The sequence below is a fragment of the Vibrio sp. MED222 genome (genome assembly GCF_000153005.1).
GTDB classification, from domain to species: Bacteria; Pseudomonadota; Gammaproteobacteria; order Enterobacterales; family Vibrionaceae; genus Vibrio; species Vibrio tasmaniensis_A.
Window position 1 is genome coordinate 427,941 of sequence record NZ_CH902607.1, and the last position, 19,114, is coordinate 447,054.

The 19,114-nt window shown below is 43.5% G+C and carries 15 protein-coding genes; 4 read left to right on the forward strand and 11 right to left on the reverse strand.

The features are described from left to right. Positions 1 to 352: 352 nt before the first annotated feature. The 4 genes from MED222_RS13075 to MED222_RS13060 form a co-directional block, all read right to left on the reverse strand. Entirely contained in the window at positions 353 to 1,117 is a 765-nt protein-coding gene (locus MED222_RS13075) for an amino acid ABC transporter ATP-binding protein (protein WP_009846639.1), read from the reverse strand. A 22-nt stretch (positions 1,118 to 1,139) separates the two neighbouring features. Next, positions 1,140 to 2,237, reverse strand: a complete 1,098-nt coding sequence (locus tag MED222_RS13070) for an amino acid ABC transporter permease (RefSeq protein WP_009846640.1) — start codon at positions 2,235 to 2,237, stop codon at positions 1,140 to 1,142. Between the two features lies 1 nt (position 2,238). Beyond that, the gene (locus MED222_RS13065; RefSeq protein WP_009846641.1) at positions 2,239 to 3,444 is read right to left on the reverse strand and encodes an amino acid ABC transporter permease; all 1,206 of its coding nucleotides are present in this window, start codon (positions 3,442 to 3,444) and stop codon (positions 2,239 to 2,241) included. Positions 3,445 to 3,515: 71 nt separating this feature from the next. Then, positions 3,516 to 4,544, reverse strand: a complete 1,029-nt coding sequence (locus MED222_RS13060; RefSeq protein WP_004733634.1) for an amino acid ABC transporter substrate-binding protein — start codon at positions 4,542 to 4,544, stop codon at positions 3,516 to 3,518. Between the two features lie 480 nt (positions 4,545 to 5,024). Here MED222_RS13060 and MED222_RS13055 point away from each other — a divergent pair, with 480 nt between their 5' ends. Beyond that, complete coding sequence (locus MED222_RS13055) at positions 5,025 to 5,966, forward strand: precorrin-2 dehydrogenase/sirohydrochlorin ferrochelatase family protein (RefSeq protein ID WP_009846642.1); 942 nt, start codon at positions 5,025 to 5,027, stop codon at positions 5,964 to 5,966. Between the two features lie 188 nt (positions 5,967 to 6,154). On the opposite strand, the gene MED222_RS13050 is transcribed toward MED222_RS13055, so the two are convergent. Further along, positions 6,155 to 6,637 (reverse strand): YajQ family cyclic di-GMP-binding protein, encoded by a 483-nt coding sequence (locus tag MED222_RS13050; RefSeq protein ID WP_004733632.1) that lies wholly within the window; start codon positions 6,635 to 6,637, stop codon positions 6,155 to 6,157. 12 nt (positions 6,638 to 6,649) lie between these two features. After that, positions 6,650 to 7,708, reverse strand: a complete 1,059-nt coding sequence (locus MED222_RS13045; protein ID WP_009846643.1) for a 3-deoxy-7-phosphoheptulonate synthase — start codon at positions 7,706 to 7,708, stop codon at positions 6,650 to 6,652. A gap of 207 nt (positions 7,709 to 7,915) precedes the next feature. Here MED222_RS13045 and MED222_RS13040 point away from each other — a divergent pair, with 207 nt between their 5' ends. Continuing rightward, on the forward strand, positions 7,916 to 8,803 hold the full coding sequence (locus MED222_RS13040; protein WP_009846644.1) for a putative PEP-binding protein: 888 nt from the start codon (positions 7,916 to 7,918) through the stop codon (positions 8,801 to 8,803). 176 nt (positions 8,804 to 8,979) lie between these two features. Next, the gene (locus MED222_RS13035) at positions 8,980 to 9,462 is read left to right on the forward strand and encodes a PaaI family thioesterase (protein WP_009846645.1); all 483 of its coding nucleotides are present in this window, start codon (positions 8,980 to 8,982) and stop codon (positions 9,460 to 9,462) included. A gap of 122 nt (positions 9,463 to 9,584) precedes the next feature. On the opposite strand, the gene MED222_RS13030 is transcribed toward MED222_RS13035, so the two are convergent. Then, the gene (locus MED222_RS13030) at positions 9,585 to 10,940 is read right to left on the reverse strand and encodes a hypothetical protein (protein WP_009846646.1); all 1,356 of its coding nucleotides are present in this window, start codon (positions 10,938 to 10,940) and stop codon (positions 9,585 to 9,587) included. A gap of 28 nt (positions 10,941 to 10,968) precedes the next feature. On the opposite strand from MED222_RS13030, the gene MED222_RS13025 reads away from it, so the two are divergent. Further along, positions 10,969 to 11,877: a CvfB family protein gene (locus MED222_RS13025; protein WP_009846647.1), complete on the forward strand. Its 909-nt coding sequence runs from the start codon at positions 10,969 to 10,971 to the stop codon at positions 11,875 to 11,877. Between the two features lie 339 nt (positions 11,878 to 12,216). On the opposite strand, the gene rsmF is transcribed toward MED222_RS13025, so the two are convergent. The 4 genes from rsmF to MED222_RS13005 all read right to left on the reverse strand — a co-directional run. Further along, the gene (gene rsmF / locus MED222_RS13020; RefSeq protein WP_009846648.1) at positions 12,217 to 13,638 is read right to left on the reverse strand and encodes a 16S rRNA (cytosine(1407)-C(5))-methyltransferase RsmF; all 1,422 of its coding nucleotides are present in this window, start codon (positions 13,636 to 13,638) and stop codon (positions 12,217 to 12,219) included. Positions 13,639 to 13,808: 170 nt separating this feature from the next. Further along, on the reverse strand, positions 13,809 to 16,466 hold the full coding sequence (locus tag MED222_RS13015) for an MlaD family protein (RefSeq protein ID WP_009846649.1): 2,658 nt from the start codon (positions 16,464 to 16,466) through the stop codon (positions 13,809 to 13,811). Beyond that, on the reverse strand, positions 16,453 to 17,754 hold the full coding sequence (locus MED222_RS13010; RefSeq protein WP_032555199.1) for a paraquat-inducible protein A: 1,302 nt from the start codon (positions 17,752 to 17,754) through the stop codon (positions 16,453 to 16,455). Before MED222_RS13010 ends, MED222_RS13015 begins: the two co-directional genes overlap by 14 nt. 78 nt (positions 17,755 to 17,832) lie before the next feature. Next, the coding region (locus tag MED222_RS13005; protein WP_009846651.1) for an ABC transporter ATP-binding protein at positions 17,833 to 19,114 on the reverse strand (1,282 nt) is incomplete at its 5' end.

Genomic DNA, 19,114 nt, shown 5'->3' on the forward strand with positions numbered 1-19,114 from the left:
TTCTTGAGATGCTGTGCGTGAAAACATAGGGCTGTTCATAATCTTCCTCGTAAGGTGACTTCAATAGTTATTAGTACATTTATGGGGCTGAAAGTTCGAAAAATCAAGTCTTTCATTCCTCTTGTATACCTAAAATAATAATCAAAATAGTCGGTTAAGTGTTTCTGAAGGTGTAACAAAGTATTTCTAATGACGATAAAGTGTCGCTAACACTCGATGTTCAAACTTTTATAGTTACTGGCTAATGATTTATAACCTTTGGAAAACGAACGATAACATCGAAAAATAAAAAGAACATCGAAAAATAAAGAGGCGACCTAAGCCGCCTCTGCAGTTTATGCATCATAACATATTAATGGTGCAAGATTTGGCTCAAGAAGTTCTGCGTCCTATCCGATTGCGGGTTTTCAAAGAAGTCGACAGGGTTGTTCTCTTCTATGATTTCACCGGCATCCATAAAGATAACGCGATCTGCGACCTCTTTAGCAAAGCCCATCTCGTGCGTTACACACAACATTGTCATCCCTTCTTCGGCCAATTCGACCATTACGTCTAATACTTCACGAACCATTTCTGGGTCTAGTGCCGATGTTGGTTCATCAAATAGCATAACCTGAGGGTTCATACACAAAGAACGAGCGATTGCCACACGTTGCTGTTGTCCACCTGACAGTTGGCCTGGGAATTTATCCGCTTGTTCAGGGATTTTTACACGCTCAAGGAATTTCATCGCTATGGCTTCGGCTTCCTCTTTAGGCATCTTTTTGACCCAAATAGGGGCTAGAGTACAGTTCTCTAATACCGTCAGATGTGGAAACAAGTTGAAGTGTTGAAAACACATACCAACATCTCGGCGCACGGCTTCAATGTTTTTTAGGTCTTCCGTCAATTCATTACCTGAAACGAAGATATGACCCTTTTGGTGTTCTTCCAACCGGTTGATACAACGGATCATCGTTGATTTTCCTGAGCCAGAAGGGCCACAGATAACGATTTTTTCGCCTTTCTTAACCTCTAGATTGATGTTTTTAAGTACGTGGAATTCGCCGTACCATTTGTTCATGTCTTTTAACTCGATCATAAGACCTTGAGAGTTGTTTTCTGTTTGCTGCGTCATAATACGTCCTTGATCTTGTTAATTATCGTTTGTGACCGGTGTGAAGTCTGTTTTCCAGCCAAATCGAGTATCTCGACATGCCAAAACAAAACACCCAGAACACTAACGCGACAAATACATAACTTTCTGTTGAATACCCAAGCCACTCAGGGTCGGTATTCGCGGCTTGGCCAATCCCTAGTACATCAAACATACCGATAATCAAAACTAGACTGGTATCTTTGAACAAACCAATAAAGGTATTCACAATTGAAGGAATCGTGATTTTAAGAGCTTGAGGCAGAATGATAAGCCCCGTTTTTTTCCAATAGCTCAACCCTAGAGCGTCAGCGGCTTCGTATTGACCTTTTGGTATTGCTTGCAAACCACCACGGATTACTTCCGCCATATAAGCAGCACTAAACAGTACTACCCCAACAAGCGCACGTATCAGTTTATCGGTCTCCATCCCCTCTGATAAAAAGAGCGGAAGCATTACCGAAGCCATGAATAGAACCGTAATCAGTGGTACACCACGCCAGATTTCGATGTAAACGGTACACATACTGCGGATGATTGGCATCTCTGAACGACGCCCTAGCGCCAGTGCGACACCGATAGGTAGTGATACAACGATACCAACAAGTGCGATGATCAGTGTAACCAGTAGGCCGCCCCATTTATGGGTATCAACAACCTCTAGACCAAATACACCACCGTATAGTAAGCCTGCAATGATAAACGGGTAGATGTTTACGAAGAATAACCAAATCCACGTACGCTTAGGTGTTTTTTCGTAAGCTAACAAAGCAACAAAAATAGCTAATGTTGCGTAGAAAAAGCGAGGACGCCACAGTTCCGCTTCTGGGTAGAAGCCGTACATGAATTGGTCCCAACGGACGCTAATGAAAACCCAACAAGCGCCTTCGCTAGTACAGGCATCGCGTGTTGTTCCTATCCAGTCAGCGCTCAAGAATGCCCAATCAGCTATTGCCCATAATAAAGTGAAAGCAAAGTAAGCAAGCACCACAGTGACGACACTGTTAATTGGTCCATTAAATAGATTTTTTCTTAACCAACCGACAGGTCCAACAGTATTCGCTGGAGGCGGAAGATCAGGTTGAAATTGATGTGTACTCATCTTATCTCTCCACCAACGCTACTTTGCGGTTGTATATGTTCATTAGAGCAGATGTTAATAGGCTTAGGGTTAAGTAGACGCCCATTGTCATCGCGATTACTTCGATAGCTTGTCCAGTTTGATTCAATGTTGTCCCTGCAAAGACAGATACAAGATCGGGATAACCAATGGCCATCGCAAGTGATGAGTTTTTGGTCAGGTTTAAATACTGACTAGTTAGTGGTGGGATAATAATTCTTAATGCTTGCGGAATAATGACTAGCTTAAGAGTTCTTGTTCGCGGGAGCCCTAGAGACATAGCAGCCTCTGTTTGCCCATGGTTTACCGCATTAATACCTGAACGCACAATTTCGGCGATGAATGCTGCTGTGTAGATACTTAAAGCGAGCATCAATGCTGCCAATTCAGGAATGATGCTGATACCACCTTTGAAGTTAAACCCTTTCAGAACAGGGTACTCCGCAGAGATAGGCATACCCATAACAAAGTAAGTGACTAATGGTAAGCCCACAATCAGCGCCGCAGCAATTCGCAACATTGGTGTTTGTTGGCCGGTTAGTTTTTGTTTGTTATTAGCCCAGATGTTGATAACAAAAGTAGCGATGATACCGACAATCAATGATGCGATGACAATGCTACTGCCTTGTTCTAATACTGGAGCTGGGAAGTACAAACCACGTACATTCAAGAAAATAGCTTCACCCAGGCTCATACTCTGACGAGCGGAAGGCAATGCTTGTAGAACGGCGAAATACCAAAAAAATATTTGTAGAAGAAGAGGGATATTTCGGAATATCTCAATGTAGACAGCTGCAAATCGGCTAACTAGCCAGTTTGAAGATAGCCTAGCGATACCCATACTAAAGCCCAGTACTGTGGCTAACATGATGCCTAATACTGAAACTAAAGCGGTATTGAGAAGACCGATAAAGAATGTACGACCGTATGAGAATGTTTCGTCGTATTCAATCAGTGTTAAGCCGATACCAAAACCAGCTTCTTGGGAGAGAAAATCAAAACCAGTGGCGATACCACGGGAGTCTAAGTTTGTGAGTGCATTATTTACAATCGTGTAAAAGAAAGCACAAAGCGCCGCGACGGCGAGAATTTGGAAAACAATTGAGCGAAAAGTGGGGTTGTAAAAAAGGTTGGCACTTTTGGGCTGTGGTTTTTCTTGAGTTGGAGAAATAGTTTCATTAGGTTTCATACTGCTATAACCTCAAATCCATTTAATAAATAGGGCGGAAAAGTCCGCCCTAATTGATGCTTGTAAATTTATTAACGGATTGGTGGAGCGTACATAAAGCCGCCCGCATTCCATAGTGCGTTTACGCCACGAGAGATCTGTAGTGGTGAACCTGTACCAACAGTACGTTCGAAGCTCTCACCGTAGTTACCAACTTGTTTAATGACTTGGTAACCCCAATCGTCACGAATGCCAAGGCCTTTACCTTTAGGACCGTCAACACCAAGAATACGCTTGATGTTTGGATCTTTTGACTTAAGCATTTCGTCAGCATTCTTAGAAGAGATGCCGTACTCTTCTGCGTTAATCATTGCAGAAAGGGTCCATTTAGCAACGTTGAACCACTTGTCATCATCTTGACGAACAACAGGGCCTAGTGGCTCTTTAGAGATGATTTCAGGAAGTACCTGTGCAGATTTAGGATCAGCTAGATTTAGGCGAAGAGCATATAGACCAGATTGGTCAGTTGTAAGAACATCACAACGACCCGCGTCGAAACCTTTTGATGTTTGTGCTGCCGTATCAAATACCACTGGCTTGTAAGACATGCCACTGTTACGGAAGTAATCGGCTAGGTTAAGTTCAGTCGTTGTACCTGATTGAACACACACTGAAGCGCCATCTAGTTCTTGAGCGCTTGTTAGTCCAAGTTCTTTCTTAACCATGAAGCCTTGACCATCGTAGTAGTTAACGCCTACGAAGTTCAAACCTAGAGCAGTGTCACGATGTAGCGTCCATGTTGTGTTACGAGATAGTACGTCTATTTCACCAGATTGAAGCGCGGTAAAACGCTCTTTTGCTGTTAGCGGTACATACTTAACTTTAGTCTTGTCACCGAGTACAGCCGCTGCAAGAGCTTGACAATACTCAACATCAATTCCTTCCCATTCACCTTTTGAGTTAGGGTTAGAGAACCCTGGAAGACCTGTACTTACACCACAAGTTAGAAAACCTTGGGATGTGACTTTGTCCAGAGTGCTTTCTGCCGCTGATGCTGATGTTGCCATCATCGCAGTTGATGCAGCTACTACTGAAGCAAGAAGTGTTAGTTTATTTGTCATTTGTATCCTTCCTTGTTAACCAGGTGACACCTGATACTCATACTCGTTTGAGTGTCTCTTGTGTGTTGCGTTGTCTATGACCTTGTTGCTCAAATTAAGCGAGTTGCATTTTGCAAATGAAACCGTGTGCGATTTAAACAACTGTTTATAAGGTTAGGAAAGGATCCGTAGTTTCACAAATGTATAATTTAAAAAGAATTTTGAATGAAATCACAAATCCGAACACAATTAGAATGACCAAATGTTAACTGAATGTAAATAGTGCAACGGTTCACACTGTTGGTGCAACGAGATTTAGGTTTTTATATTGATGGTGGGCTAGGTAAATGTTCTGAATTAAAGTTACATTGATGGCGGATTAGCCTTGAGAAAGGTGGAAATTTGGTCAATAAATATTTTTATTACGCTTGGATAGTTATGAATATGCTCCAAATTTGGTAGCATGTCTGAATAGTTATTGAAGTAGTCTCAAGGAAGAACATGCGTTATTTCCCAATGTTTTTGGATGTAGAGAATAAGCCAATTCTAGTGGTTGGTGGGGGCGAGGTTGCTTGCCGAAAAGTCGACAGTTTGCTGCGAGCGGGTGCTAATGTAACTTTGGTTTCTCCTAAGGTCGCACCTTACTTAAAAGAGCTAGCCGATGAAGACAAACTTCGTTGGGTTCAAAATTTTTACTCGTCACAGCTTATCTCGAAAAACTACTTACAAGTGTGGGCAACCACAGACAACCCAAACCTAAATCATCAAGTACATAATGATGCAAAAAAAATGGGTATTCTTGTCAATGTGGTCGATGACTTACCCTATTGTGATTTCATCACACCCTCAATGATAAATCGCGGACGAATCCAAATAGCGATCTCAAGTGGGGGTGCATCACCTGTTTTGGTGAGAAATATTAGAGAAAAACTCGAAACTGTATTGCCACAGAACATAGGTTTGATAGCGGATTTCGGTGCATCAAAACGCAATTCAATTAAAGAGTCCTTTCCTACTGTTGATGAACGCCGAAAATTCTGGGAGCGCTTTTTGTCGTCCAGTTTTATTAATCAAGTGACGGATAGGGATCAACTTGAATCGTACTATCAACAGTCGTTGACTGAGCAAGTTGATAGTGAAGGGCAGGTCACTTGGATCGAATTTGAAGAAGATGTTGAGCTACTTTCTATGAAGGCTTTACGTCTGATGCAAGAGGCAGAGCTAGTACTTTCACCAATCGATTGTCCATTCGAATTTATAGACTTATGCCGTCGAGATGCAGAAAGAGAGAGCTATGTTAATAGCGGAGAGCTATCAACCAAGCTTGAGCAAGCCAGAGCTGAGAAATTACGAGTGTGTGTGTTTATTCCACCAGCAAGCGTAGAGTTTAATCTATTGGTAGGTAAAGACCTGAAACTGTCTGCTGCAAAAGTGCTCAGGTGAGTGGTAGTTGATAGATTTTAGTTGAAGTGAGCGCTTTTTAGTTGTTTGCAAATCGGCTAGAGACCCTGAATAAGACTGACCGATAAATAAAAAGCCACTTCCTAAAAGAAGTGGCTTTTTGTGATTTTAAACACGACATTGTGCTGATGAATGAGCAACCACAATAAGCAGTCGCTCAAACTCGAAAATTAGTCGCGGAAGTTGTCAAACTGGAAAGGTTGACCAAGTTCACCGCTGCGAACTAGAGCCATAACAGCTTGTAGGTCATCACGCTTTTTACCCGTTACACGAACTTTGTCGCCTTGGATAGAAGCTTGAACTTTAACTTTGTTGTCTTTGATTAGCTTAACGATCTTCTTAGCAACATCCGTTTCGATACCTTGCTTAAAGATAACCGTTTGGTGCCAAGTGCGACCTGTTTGGTCTGCTGCTTTAGCTTCCATCGCGTTAGGATCAACATTACGTTTTGTTAGGTTGCTACGAAGGATATCGCGCATTTGCTTCAGTTGAAAATCGTCTTGAGCAGTCAATTTTACTGATTCATCTTTGTAATCAAAGCTTGCTTCAACGCCGCGAAAATCGAAACGAGTCGATAGTTCACGGTTTGCGTTGTCTACCGCGTTACGCAGTTCTACTGCTTCTACTTCAGAGATAATGTCAAATGATGGCATTGTGTTGTTTCCTTAAGCTAAGTTTCTATCTTTAATTGCTGTTGCAAGCATATCGAGCATTGTCGCAGTATCTTCCCAGCTTAGGCATGGGTCAGTAATAGACTTGCCGTATTCTAGGTTGTTGATATCTGTCATTGGTTGGTTACCTTCAACAATGAAGCTTTCCGCCATAATGCCTGCAATTTGATTCTTGTTAGATTTGATTTGTTCACAAATGTCTTGCGCTACTTCTAGCTGCTTACGGTGCTGTTTTTGACAGTTAGCGTGGCTAAAGTCTACAACTAAACGTTGAGGCAGATCGAATTCAGCCAACTGCTTACATGCGTTATCTACAGATTCAGCATCGAAGTTAGGGCCTTTATCGCCACCACGTAGAATTACGTGACCGTATGGGTTACCAGAAGTACGGTAAACCGTCATGCGGCCGTTCTTATCTGGCGAGTAGAAGTAGTGTGAAGCATGCGCAGCACGAATCGCATCAATGGCAATTTTGATGTTGCCGTTAGTCGCGTTTTTGAAGCCAACTGGGCAAGACAGTGCAGAAGCCATTTCACGGTGAATCTGAGATTCAGTCGTGCGAGCACCAATTGCGCCCCAAGTGATAAGGTCTGCAATGTACTGGCCGGTGATCATATCAAGGAATTCAGTCGCGGTAGCTAGGCCAAGCTTGTTGATATCTAGCAATAGCTTACGTGCTTTATTCAAGCCTGTTTCAAGTGCGTATGAACCATCGAGATTCGGATCGGTAATTAAACCTTTCCAACCTACAACCGTACGAGGCTTCTCGAAGTAGGTTCTCATGACAACGAATAGTTCATCTTTGTATTGATCTTGAATCTGGCTTAGACGTTCAGCGTAATCAAGTGCCGCATCTGTATCGTGAACAGAGCAAGGACCAACGATAACTAATAGGCGATTATCACGACCCGTTAGGATATCTTCGATTTGGCGGCGAGAATTCTTAATGCGCTCAGCAACGTCGTCAGTAATAGGGTGTGCATTGCCTAGTTCGGCAGGAGTTGGCATAGGACCCAGAGCTTGGGTTCTCAACTCATCAGTTTTTAATGGCATGTGATAGCTTTTTTATTCTATTGCGAAGTGGTTAAGATAACGGAATTGAACAGAGGAATAAACTCTCTTAAGTCAAAGTTATCTCTGTTATTGCTAATATTCTCATTTTTATCAGCAGGCCAACGTCAAATGGGGGATTTTCACTTGTATTAACAGGCAGCTATCGGTATTTTCGTTTGAACACAACATAAAAATGCTGGAGCAGCAATGACTCAAGAAAATCAAAGCACTTTGCACCCAGAACTTGTCTTAGGTGATGTGCTGCCTTCTTACAACGATAATAATAATTCCAACCATTTATACGTTTCATTATCTGAATTGGTCATGGATCGTGTCTTCTATCATCCAAGTATTGAAAGTCATTTAGAAACACTGACTGATATCGAAAAAACCTCTTTAGATGCGATCCTTGGCGATAAAACAGTCGATGAGCATTTTGTTTCGACCTTAGTGATTGCCATTCAAGCAGCCGTTCAGCCAAACCACGCCACTGTTCGTATTGCGTTAAGTAGTGCTGATAGCTATGGCTTCCGTTCGCTACTTGGTGGTAGCTGTGAAGCCGAAGAGATAAATCCGGCCTTAGGTGTTCGTGGGGTTGCGCGTTATGCGACAGCCGAGTACAGCAAGGCTTTCGCTTTAGAGTGCCAGGTTATTAAAGCGCTGCGAGAGCAGGGTATTAACGTTGAAGTGGTTGTACCGTATGTACGAGCATTAAGCGATGCTGCTAAGATTATTGATTTGCTTGCAGAGCAAGGCTTACCACGCGGGCTTAATGGTTTGAAAGTTCTGTTCTCGTGCGATGTGCCGTCTGCAGTGCTACTAAGCGAAAGATTACTGCATTATTTTGATGGTGTTGTGGTAAACGTTGATAGCTTAGCGTCTTTCACTTTAGGTGTAGACAAGCACAATGAAGCTCAGCAACACGCTTTTGATCCTCAAAACGAGGCAGTTATTACCTTGTTGAGTATGATTGTTAAAGCAACACTGAACGCGAAGAAGCCCGTCCTGCTTGTGACTCAAGGCTTGGTGGACTACCCGCGTCTACAAGGCTTTATCGCTGATCTTGACGGTGTTGAGACAGTCGTTACTGCATAGACCAGCTTATTGTCTAAATAAATCAACTTGCTGTATGAGTTTATTTAAAGCAATAAAGCTTTGAGAATGAAAGAGATATCATTATGCGATGATATCTCTTTTTTGTAACATTTTTTTGACATCTCGAGCGCTAATCGATTAACTGGTCTGATGACATATTTGGCTAGGTAACTCGAATGTTGACCCCTCTACAAAAAGCAAATTTCTACTTGAGCATGTTTGGCTTTTTCAAAGTGCCTCTGATCTGGCTATGCCGACCAAAACTGCTCGCGCTGGATAATCAACATGTTGAAGTGAAAATTCCTCTCAAAAGACGAACTAAGAACCACCTCAATAGCATGTACTTTGGTGTGTTAGCAGTAGGTGCTGATGTGGCGGGGGGCTTTCTTGCAATGAGTAAATCTCAGCAGCAAGGCGAAAAGATCTCGCTGGCATTTAAAGAGGTGACAGGTAACTTCTTGAAGCGTCCAGAAGGTGACGTACACTTCACTTGTAACGATGGTGAGCTGATCAACACTATGTTGGCAGAAACCATGTCTACTGGCGAGCGTGTGAATCAACCTGTGACCATCATAGCGACCTGCCCGTCTTTGCATGGCGACGAACCAATGGCGGAATTCACGCTAACACTTTCGATTAAGAAAGTCCCAGCTAGATAATAGCTCCGAAGTATAAGGTTGGGCTGAATCTGAAGATCATAGTTCGACAGAAGTCGTTGAACAAGTGGAAGAGCGGTATGTGAATTGAATACCTACATACCGTACCGCACGTCCTAACAATGTTATGATTCTTGAGTGATTTGCTCGATATCAACGATTTTTGAACGGTTCATGACTATTTTCCAGCGGTAATAGGTAGGCTCATCATCGTGATTGTTCTCTTTAATGATCAGGTTGAGCAGGTGGCGTTTTTCTACTGATTCTCGGCTTACTTGCCCTTCATTCATTCGATATACGTTATTTGAACCCTTGTCCATTAAGCGTGTCAGTGCTCTGAGGCTGATCGATACCGTTTCACGAGTCTCTTCGTAACCACTCATGAATGTCGATGTCGACATTTCTGTATGCGAACGATAGTACAAAATTTGCTCTTCACGTTGAACAACACGTTTCTTACGTATTGATTGAATACGGTCTGCTAACTTAGAAAAATTCGCGTAGTCCAACCATTCAAGCTTATGGCCGACAGATTTATTGGTTGTTGGATCAAAGTAGCGACGCTTCCACTTGGGTTTGCCTTTACGCAGCCAGCGCCACAGTATGTCTCTTAAATCATCTTTGAAGATTTCACGCAAAGCGTAAATGAATGACATCGATACGATGAAAGATGCAGTAATCTCTCCTAGAAAGTCGCGAGCTAATATAACGGTTGTGGTAACTACCACCATGACCAAGCCTGTGGCGATGCCTTTAACTGCTCTCTTCACGTTCTTACCCATTGATGTCGTCTTTTCTTTGAGGACGATAGGGTGTTCGATCAAACGTCGCAACAGTCGCATCTTGTTGCTCAAACGTGTTACGTCTTCTCGTACCTTCGCTGAGTTATAGCGATTAAGTTTTCGATGGGCGGTCTCTTTTTCACAAAGCGTCAAGAGTCGCTCTTTTATCGTCGAGTATTCACTGCCACGTGGCATATGTGATACCAAAGATAAGAACTTTTGCTCCGTGTACCAAGAAAGGTAATTATCAATATTGGCATAATAGCGCTTTAGGTTTTCTTCATAAGGAATACTACGACGAAGCTTCTTGAGGATATCCAAAGCCAGTTCGATGACTTCATCGACGTCATCAGCCGTTACGTCGTCACTATCTGTCTTGTTCAAGCTGCTCACGGCTTTATCTAAAGCAATCACGTATTGATAGGCGAACAAACTCAAACTCACACGATACTGTGTCGTCGATAAGCGTCCGCGTTTTGCCAAGCGGCTGTGTACCAACGGTAATAGTGTCTTATCACTGTAGTAAGCGCGCTTTTGAGTAATTGAACTGTAGAAGAAGGCACTTTCAGAAAGTACTTCCGGAGTCAGTCCGAGTTCACCGGGAATGAATAGATAAACGTCCATATCGAGCTTTTTGGTCTTCGCCATCGCATGGTTAATTTTAAGTGTTATCGCATCTTGTTTATCAACGGTGATCAACGATGTCTCCTAGAATATAAAAATATGAATGAAACTAGCGAAAGCATATCAGAGATCACGTATAATCACCGCCAAATTTAAAGTAGAGACAATCTTGATGATTAATATTGGTCAAATAAACAACCTAGAAGTAGTAAAACAAGCAGACTTCGGTGTATTCCTTGACGCTAGCGACTATGGAACGGTGTTGCTGCCGAAACGATTTACTCCTGAAGGTGTTGAAATTGGTCAAAAGCTAGATGTTTTCTTATACATTGATTCTGACAACCAGATCGCTGCCACAACTGAAAAACCAATCGCTCAAGTAGGGCAGTTTGGCTTGATGACGGTTGAAGGTGTTAACAGCACTGGTGCATTCATGAGCTGGGGCGTGAAAGGTAAGGATCTTCTTGTTCCTTTCAGCGAGCAGCGCGGCCGTTTAAACGAAGGCCAGTCAATCTTAGTATATGTGTATATCGATAAAGCATCGAGCCGTATCGTTGGTACAACGAAGTTCAACAAATGGTTAGACAACACGCCTGCGACTTATAAGCAAAATGAGCAAGTCGATCTCATTATCGCTGAGCGCAGCCAACTTGGTTACAAAGCGATCGTGAACGGTGAACACTGGGGTATGATTTTCCCATCAGACATCATCGGTAAGCTGTTTATTGGTAAGACACTAAAAGGCTACATTAAAAACGTTCGTGAAGAAGACGGTAAGATCGATTTGTCTCTTCAGAAAATTGGTGTCGCTAAGATGGATGACCTAAGCACTAAGGTTCTGGATCTTCTTGAGAAGAAGGGCGGTTACCTGCCTTTGAATGATAAGTCTTCTCCTGAAGCTATTTTCTCTGCATTCAGAACAAGTAAAGGTACGTTCAAGAAGACAATTGGTGGTTTGTACAAATCTGGCAAGATCACTATCGACAAAGAAGGTATCAGCTTAGTTAAATAAGCGATCCTTTCGGTCAAAAAAAAGCCCAAACCTTCCTGTTTGGGCTTAGGGGAAAGGGCTCCGAAGAGCCTACGCTAATCGTTTCAATCTTTTGACTATTAGGTTGAAGTCTAGTTTAGATTCCCTAAAGTGCGATTTTTCTTATTTGAAATAGTGACTTGAATTGATGTTTGTATAATTAGTCGTTGATTTACAAGCGCTCGCACACTGAGTTACATGACCGGTAGAATACAAAAAGCCCAAACAATTAACATTGTTTGGGCTTTTTGTTTGTGCGATTCTTTAAGCCGTTAAGCCGTTAAGCCGTTAAGCCGTTAAGCCGTTAAGCCCGAAAGCTATTTAGAATAGGTTCTTATCGCGCACGAGTTCGCGCGGTAAACCGTTCTTCACTCGGTTGCCAACCCACTTACCAAGGCCGATGATTGCACCATTGTACTTCACTAGTACTTCACCTTTGCCTGACAAGCCTTCAGGGCGAACATCTCGTCCCATGAACCATTCACGAGCATCTTCAATGCTAAGGTCTACAATGTTGGCTTCATTGCCTGTTGCGAGCGTTGTCGCGACTTGGTGCTGCCAGCGGTAACCTTTTTTATGGGTTTCAGCGATCTTGATGCCCATGCGAGAGAAACGGAACTCACCGATCATAGGTTCTAGCGCTTCCGGGAATAGCCAAACGTCTTTGTCACGAATCCAAACTTGAGTATCACTTGGTAGTTTGATGTCGAGTGCGCCCAGCAGATGTTCAGCGACTTCTTGTTGAGCTTTCTTTGACGCTTTTTCAAATGGGAATTTGCCCAGACGTTTTTTCACTTCTGGTGGTGTCACAGACGCTAGTTTACGGATGCGTGCAACGAAGAAACCTTCTGAATCATACACTTGTGGGAAAATGTGTAGAAAGCCTTCTTCTGTCGTGGTTGCTTTAGCATTGTCGAATAGTGATTCAAGAGATTCGAACACTACCGCATCACCAAAGGTCTCTTTTAGATGGTGACACACTTGTTGGTTCTCTTCCGTGCTTAACGTACAGGTTGAGTAAACCAGCACGCCGTTAGGTTTGAGAGCATGAAAAGCACTTTCGATCAGATCTTTTTGAGTGTCAGCAATATCGACTACAGATTGATACGTCCAGTTCTTCATCGCATCGGCGTCTTTGCGAATCGTACCTTCACCAGAGCAGGGCGCGTCTAGCAGCACAGCATCAAACTGTTCTGGTAACCACCCACCGAAAACTCGACCATCAAAGTTACTGAGTGCGGCATTACGAACGCCACAACGTTCGATGTTGGCATGAAGAACTTTCACGCGGCTTGCTGCGTATTCATTGGCAACCAATACGCCGTGATTATTCATTAGCGCCGCGATTTGCGTTGTTTTAGAACCGGGTGCAGCCGCAGTGTCTAATACGGCTTGGTAGTCTGCCTCACCTTGGAAAAGTGCTGACGGTGGCATCATAGAACTGGCTTCTTGGATATAGAAAAGGCCAGACATGTGTTCTGCCGTATTACCTAGTGGCGCTTCACTTTCATCAGCTGTAATCCAAAACCCCGTTTCGCACCAAGGTACAGGTTCCAGTTCCCAGCCTTTCTCTTTTGCTCGTACTAAGAAGTCCTCAACACTGATTTTCAATGTGTTGACTCGAATACTTTTACGAAGTGGTTTTTGGCATGACGCGACAAAAGAAGCCATATCTAGATGACTAGGCATGATTGATTCGATGTGCGTTAGGAATTCTTCAGGAATATATACGTTAGCGTGCAAAAGAGTGTCTCGATTTATTGCATTAATGCGGGGGAGTTTAAAGCAAAATGAGGCCGTCCTAAACCATATTTATAGCAAACAACAAAAATGCAGCCGAATGGCTGCATTTTGATGATGAATTATTCTTTGTTAAGCGGTATTAATTTGCATGGAGCTTCTGAGGGTTCACTTTATGGGCGAGGAATTGCGGTTCTCCATGATTTCCACTCATCTTCGGCTTTAGGATAGAGATAGAAAGACTGATCTTCGTTTGCCACTGGCTGAAGTTCATTGGTCGATGGCGTTGAGAATGTAATACCACCTCTTAACAAGCTGTCTACCGTTCCAGCTTTGATGTTTGCGCCAGAGAGACCGATAGAGACATCGACACCAGATACGTTCCAGAACACGGTGTTTGCGCGGATCAGATACGCGTAGTCAGGTTCGATTTGAATCGTAGAGATGATTCGGTCAGCAAACTCGCCTAACTGAACATCAATAACACTGCCGATTTCTAGCTCACGGAATAGGATAGGTGTGCCTTCTGATACCGAGCCTCGCGTTTCGCTTTGTAGCTGGAATATCTTGCCTTCAGGCTGTACAGGCCCCTTGCTAAGCTTAAATTTCGTATTTCTGTCACCATTGCCCGGGTCTACGTTGATGTGCTTAGAGAGCAGTGCAGAGACGTTCTTGATGCCATTAAGGCCGATTTCAGGTTCTGCTAACCAGAAGTGACTCTTCGCAACGGCAATCTTGTCTACGTACTCAGGTAAAATACGCGCAGTAATTTCAATACCGCCTTTATTGAAGTTAGGAATCACCAAGGTAACCTCACCGACGGTGACGCCTTGATATTTGATCGCCATGCCTTTGCTGACTTCTTGATCGCCAGAAGAGGTAATCGTAATCGCACGACCAAATTTTCGCGCGGATTTCGAATCTTTATAAAGTTTCCACACATCACCGAGTTTGTTGTCTATTCCCGGAAGAGAGTCAAAAGCAATACCGCCTTGAATAAGCGTTTTAACGGGGGCTGCTTTAATACTGATACCCGATAGCGACGCATCAATCTCAACGCCTGAGCGGTTCCAGAAAACAGTATGTTCATTGAGTAAGTGTGTGTAACGATTTTCGATCGTGACTTTGATTCTCACGCCACCATCGACAAGCTGAAAATCAGAAATGCTACCCACTTGTAGGTTGCGGTAGAGTAGTGGGCTTCCTTTAGAAATTGAAGGTAGCTCGCTCGCAAACAACGAAAGCGTCTTTGAGCCAGACTGATTAAACTTGGCGATTTCTGCTAACGATTTGCTTTGGAAAAGCTGATAGTCAGTTCGTGCTTTCGACTGACCTTCGCTAACAAAGCTAATTGAGCCAGTAAGAAGTTGTTTTGCCGGTGGAACCGTCACACTTAAGCCAGATTCGGTTAGCTCTGCAGTCGCACTGCCTGTCACAAAGAAACGGTTATGGCTTTTGATTAGGTGAGCATATTCGTTATCGACAAGCGCATCCATAAACACTTCGTGCTTATCAGAGCCAGTACCCACACCATCGACTAAACCTACTTGGATGATAGAGCCAACAGCAATGCCTTTGTAGAGTAGCTGTGTACCGACATCTAACCCGAATGAATTGTTCGACGTTAAGCGAATCGCAACGGATTTTTCTTGTTCCTGACTGAACTCATTTTTGCGAATCGCAGTAAATCGACGCGCTTTTTCACCCTCACCTGGAACCAAGGTTAGAAAATTCCCCGTGACTAAGTTGGCAATATTTTTCATTCCAGTAAGTGATAGTTCAGCTTCCTCTAAAACGAATTGACTGCCGCTATTTAAAAAGTCACTGAATGCCGGTTGGATTGCAGCCGATGCAACGACGTTTTCACGCCCTTCGCTTAAAGATAGGTCAGTGATTTGACCGATTTCGATGCCTCGATACATGATCGGAGCGCCCGTTGCACTGATCTTGTTGTCGTCGGGTACGGCTATCTTGATCGAGATACCACGACCGGCTGTTTTCAAATCTGGGTAAAGTTTGAATTTGGTGTTCATCTCTACGGGTTGACCCTCTCCCGGAGAGTCGACCGCAATTGAACCGCCAAGCAGAGCACTGAGGCTTTCTAAGCGTACGTCGACACCAGAAAATCCGATACTGGCACCTAAGCCACTGACATTCCAAAAACGGCTTTGGTCGGTAATGATATGGCTGTATTCATCTTTAATCGCCGCTTGAATCGTCACTGATTTTGCGTTGTCGTTTAGCTGGTAGTTGTAAACCTCACCAATTGGGATTTTACGATAAACGATTTGAGAGCCAACAGACACCCCTCCCAGGTCCTTGGTCGTCAATGAAATATTCAGGCCTTCCGAAGCCAATAAGTCAGAAGGGGATGATTCTAAAGCTTGGAAAACAGTTTCTGGTTCTTGCTTGGTTTCGCTAGGATGGATAGCGATATAGTTACCTGAAACAAGCGCATCTAACCCTGAGATACCAGATAAACTTGCTGTTGGTTTTACGAGCCAGAAACGCGTGCCTTTTGAGAGTAGCTTTTTCGCTTCTGGGTAGATGTCAGCATCGACATAGATGCTCGATAAATCTTTGGACAAGGTAATGTCGCGCACCATACCTACCTCTAAGCCTTGGTAGCGAATTGTCGTTCGACCTGCGACTAAACCTGCGGCATCTGAGAAATATATCTGCACACGTTGTCCTGCATCGTGTATCGATTTCATGACCAACCAACCCGCTAATGCGACGGTTAGTATCGGCAGGATCCACAAAGGGGAAATACCTTTGTTTTTCCTGACTTCTGGTGAATATGACGTTTGTGATTGGTTATCGTTGTTCATTCACTGACTCATCTTTAGAGGTGTAGTTATCCCAAATTAGCCTAGGATCTAAGCTTTCCGCCGCCAGCATCGTGAGAACAACCACGACGCCAAAAGCGACTGCACCATAACCTGGTGTAAAGTTTAAAATTTGTCCACGGTCGACCAAGGTCATCATGATCGAAATAACGAACAGATCCATTACCGACCACTTTCCCACCCATTTCACAATGAAATAGATGGTCATACGTTGTCTATGGTAAACCGCACGCTTCATTTTTATACAAATTAAGATATACGTTAGACCAAGTATTTTCGCGACAGGCACGACGATACTGGCAATAAAAATGATTGCTGCGATGCCATACATGTCGCTATTAATTAGCGAAGCGACACCGGAGATGATGGTGTCTTCTAGTCTTTGCCCGTTTGTTATCACGATAGAAATTGGAATGACGTTGGCCGGCACGATAGCCACTGAGGCGGCAAAAAGTAGAGCCCATGTCTTTTGTACAGAGTAGGGTTTGCGATGATATAAGTCATGGTGACAACGCACGCAAGTGTGCCCGTCAGGCTGAGACAGGTGACAGTTATGACAGTGTACGTTCTTACTTTGATCGAAAGAGTAGTCAGACTCTTGAGCCCAAGCTTCCCAGTAGCGACGCACACTGATTCGGCTTACCAGTAACACACTGAAAAGCTGCAGTAGAATCAGACCAACTAAACCAGGGCCGACGAAAATATCTGAGTAATCTTGTAATTTGAAGCACGAGATTGCCACGCTCACCAGAAATACATCCAACATCATCCAGTGCTTAAGTGTCTGAATGATAGCTAATGCATAACGAAATGGTGTGAAAATCTTAAAGCGCAAGGATAAATGGGTGATGAGTACCGAGGTACAAACAAGTAACGGGGCGATCGTACTGCAGAATAAGATCAACAAGCCAAGTAGAGGGAAGCCTTCACCCATTAAAGTAAATACGCCAGATGGTAACGTCGCAGGTATCATGACACCAATCAGGCGAATACTGATGAATTCAAAAAAGTGTGAGGGGATAAACAGCAATAGGCAGGTAATAGCGATTGCAAGGTTTCCAGACAGGCTAGGGGTGCCGCCTCTATAAAGCTGAGTACCGCATCTTGGGCAGTAAGCGGATTTCCCCAAAGGGATTTCCATTTTATCAACGGGAAGTTCGCAGCCCTGACACAGACGAACAGAGCTACTATCGCACTGGTGCTGAGTCGATAACTGCTGCTTAGTTGATAAAGAGTTGGTTACGGATGGGGAGGTCACGCGACCTCCCAAGGTGAAACACTAATCAGACTTTTAACCTGATTTAAATGCCTAGAACAACACTGATTTAAATCTATAGAACAATAAACATCAGGCGTGCGATTGCACACTGCCATAGAGTGTTTGATATAATCCTTGTTGTTCAACCAATTCACCATGTGTTCCTGTCTGTGTAACTTGCCCATCTTCTAAAACATAGATTAGATCGGCCTGTTTCACCGCTGATAATCGATGAGCCACTATCAAAGTTGTGCGATCTTTCAAAAACTCGCTCAGCGCTTTATGCAGTGCTGACTCTGTTGCTGTATCGAGTGCTGATGTCGCTTCATCTAGAATAACAAACTTAGGATTGCTCAGCACCATTCGGGCTATCGCTAAGCGTTGTCGTTGCCCGCCAGACAGTCGAACGCCATTCCTACCAATTTGTGTATCTAAGCCATTACTCAGTTGCTTGATGACATCTTGCATTTGAGAGACTTCAAGTGCACGCCACAACGACATTTCATCGTATTCAGCACCAAGCGTCAGATTATGCCTTAATGTATCGTTAAAAAGTATAGGTTGTTGTAAAACAACGGCAATTTGACTGCGTATTACATCGAAGCTGATGTCGTCGGTGGTTTCGCCGTTATAACGAATGCATCCAGAATCCGCTTGATAAACACCAATCAGTAACTGGATTAACGTAGATTTACCACCACCACTCGCACCCACCAAAGCGACTTTCTTACCTGCTGGAATGTGCAGCGATAGCCTATTTAAAACAGTGTTTTCTAATGTGTAAGAGAATGTAACGTCTTCAATGTCGACTGTCACTTCTTGATCTTCATTAAATGGGTTCACTTTACTGATAGGGCGCTTCTCTTCTTCTAACTGAAGAAGGTCGTTGATGCGCTGAAGTGCTGCTTTTGCGCTATACCAAGAGAATTGAATCCCTAACAACTCTTGTACCGGGCCTAACATAAACCACAAGTAACCAAATACCGCGAAAATCTGACCAATCGTTAAGTCACTGAATAACACCATTAGCATCGCGACGGCACGGAAAAGCTCGAAACCTAATAAGAACAGCAGAAACGAAACACGGCCAGCAGCTTCTGATTGCCAAGCGTATTTGTCGGCATCGACTCTCACTTGGTTTGCTTGAACCTTAAGTTCATCGAGAAAGATACGTTCCTTGTTTGCCGCACGCAGTTGGTAAATACCGTCTAAGGTTTCCACTAAACGGTTTTGAAAGCGCTCGAAAGATTGGTTCTCATACTTTTTAAGGTGTTTAACTCTGCTACCTAGTTTACGGGAGAAATAAATCACAACAGGATTGACCAGTAAAATGAACAGTCCTAAACGCCACTCTAACCATAGCAACACGATA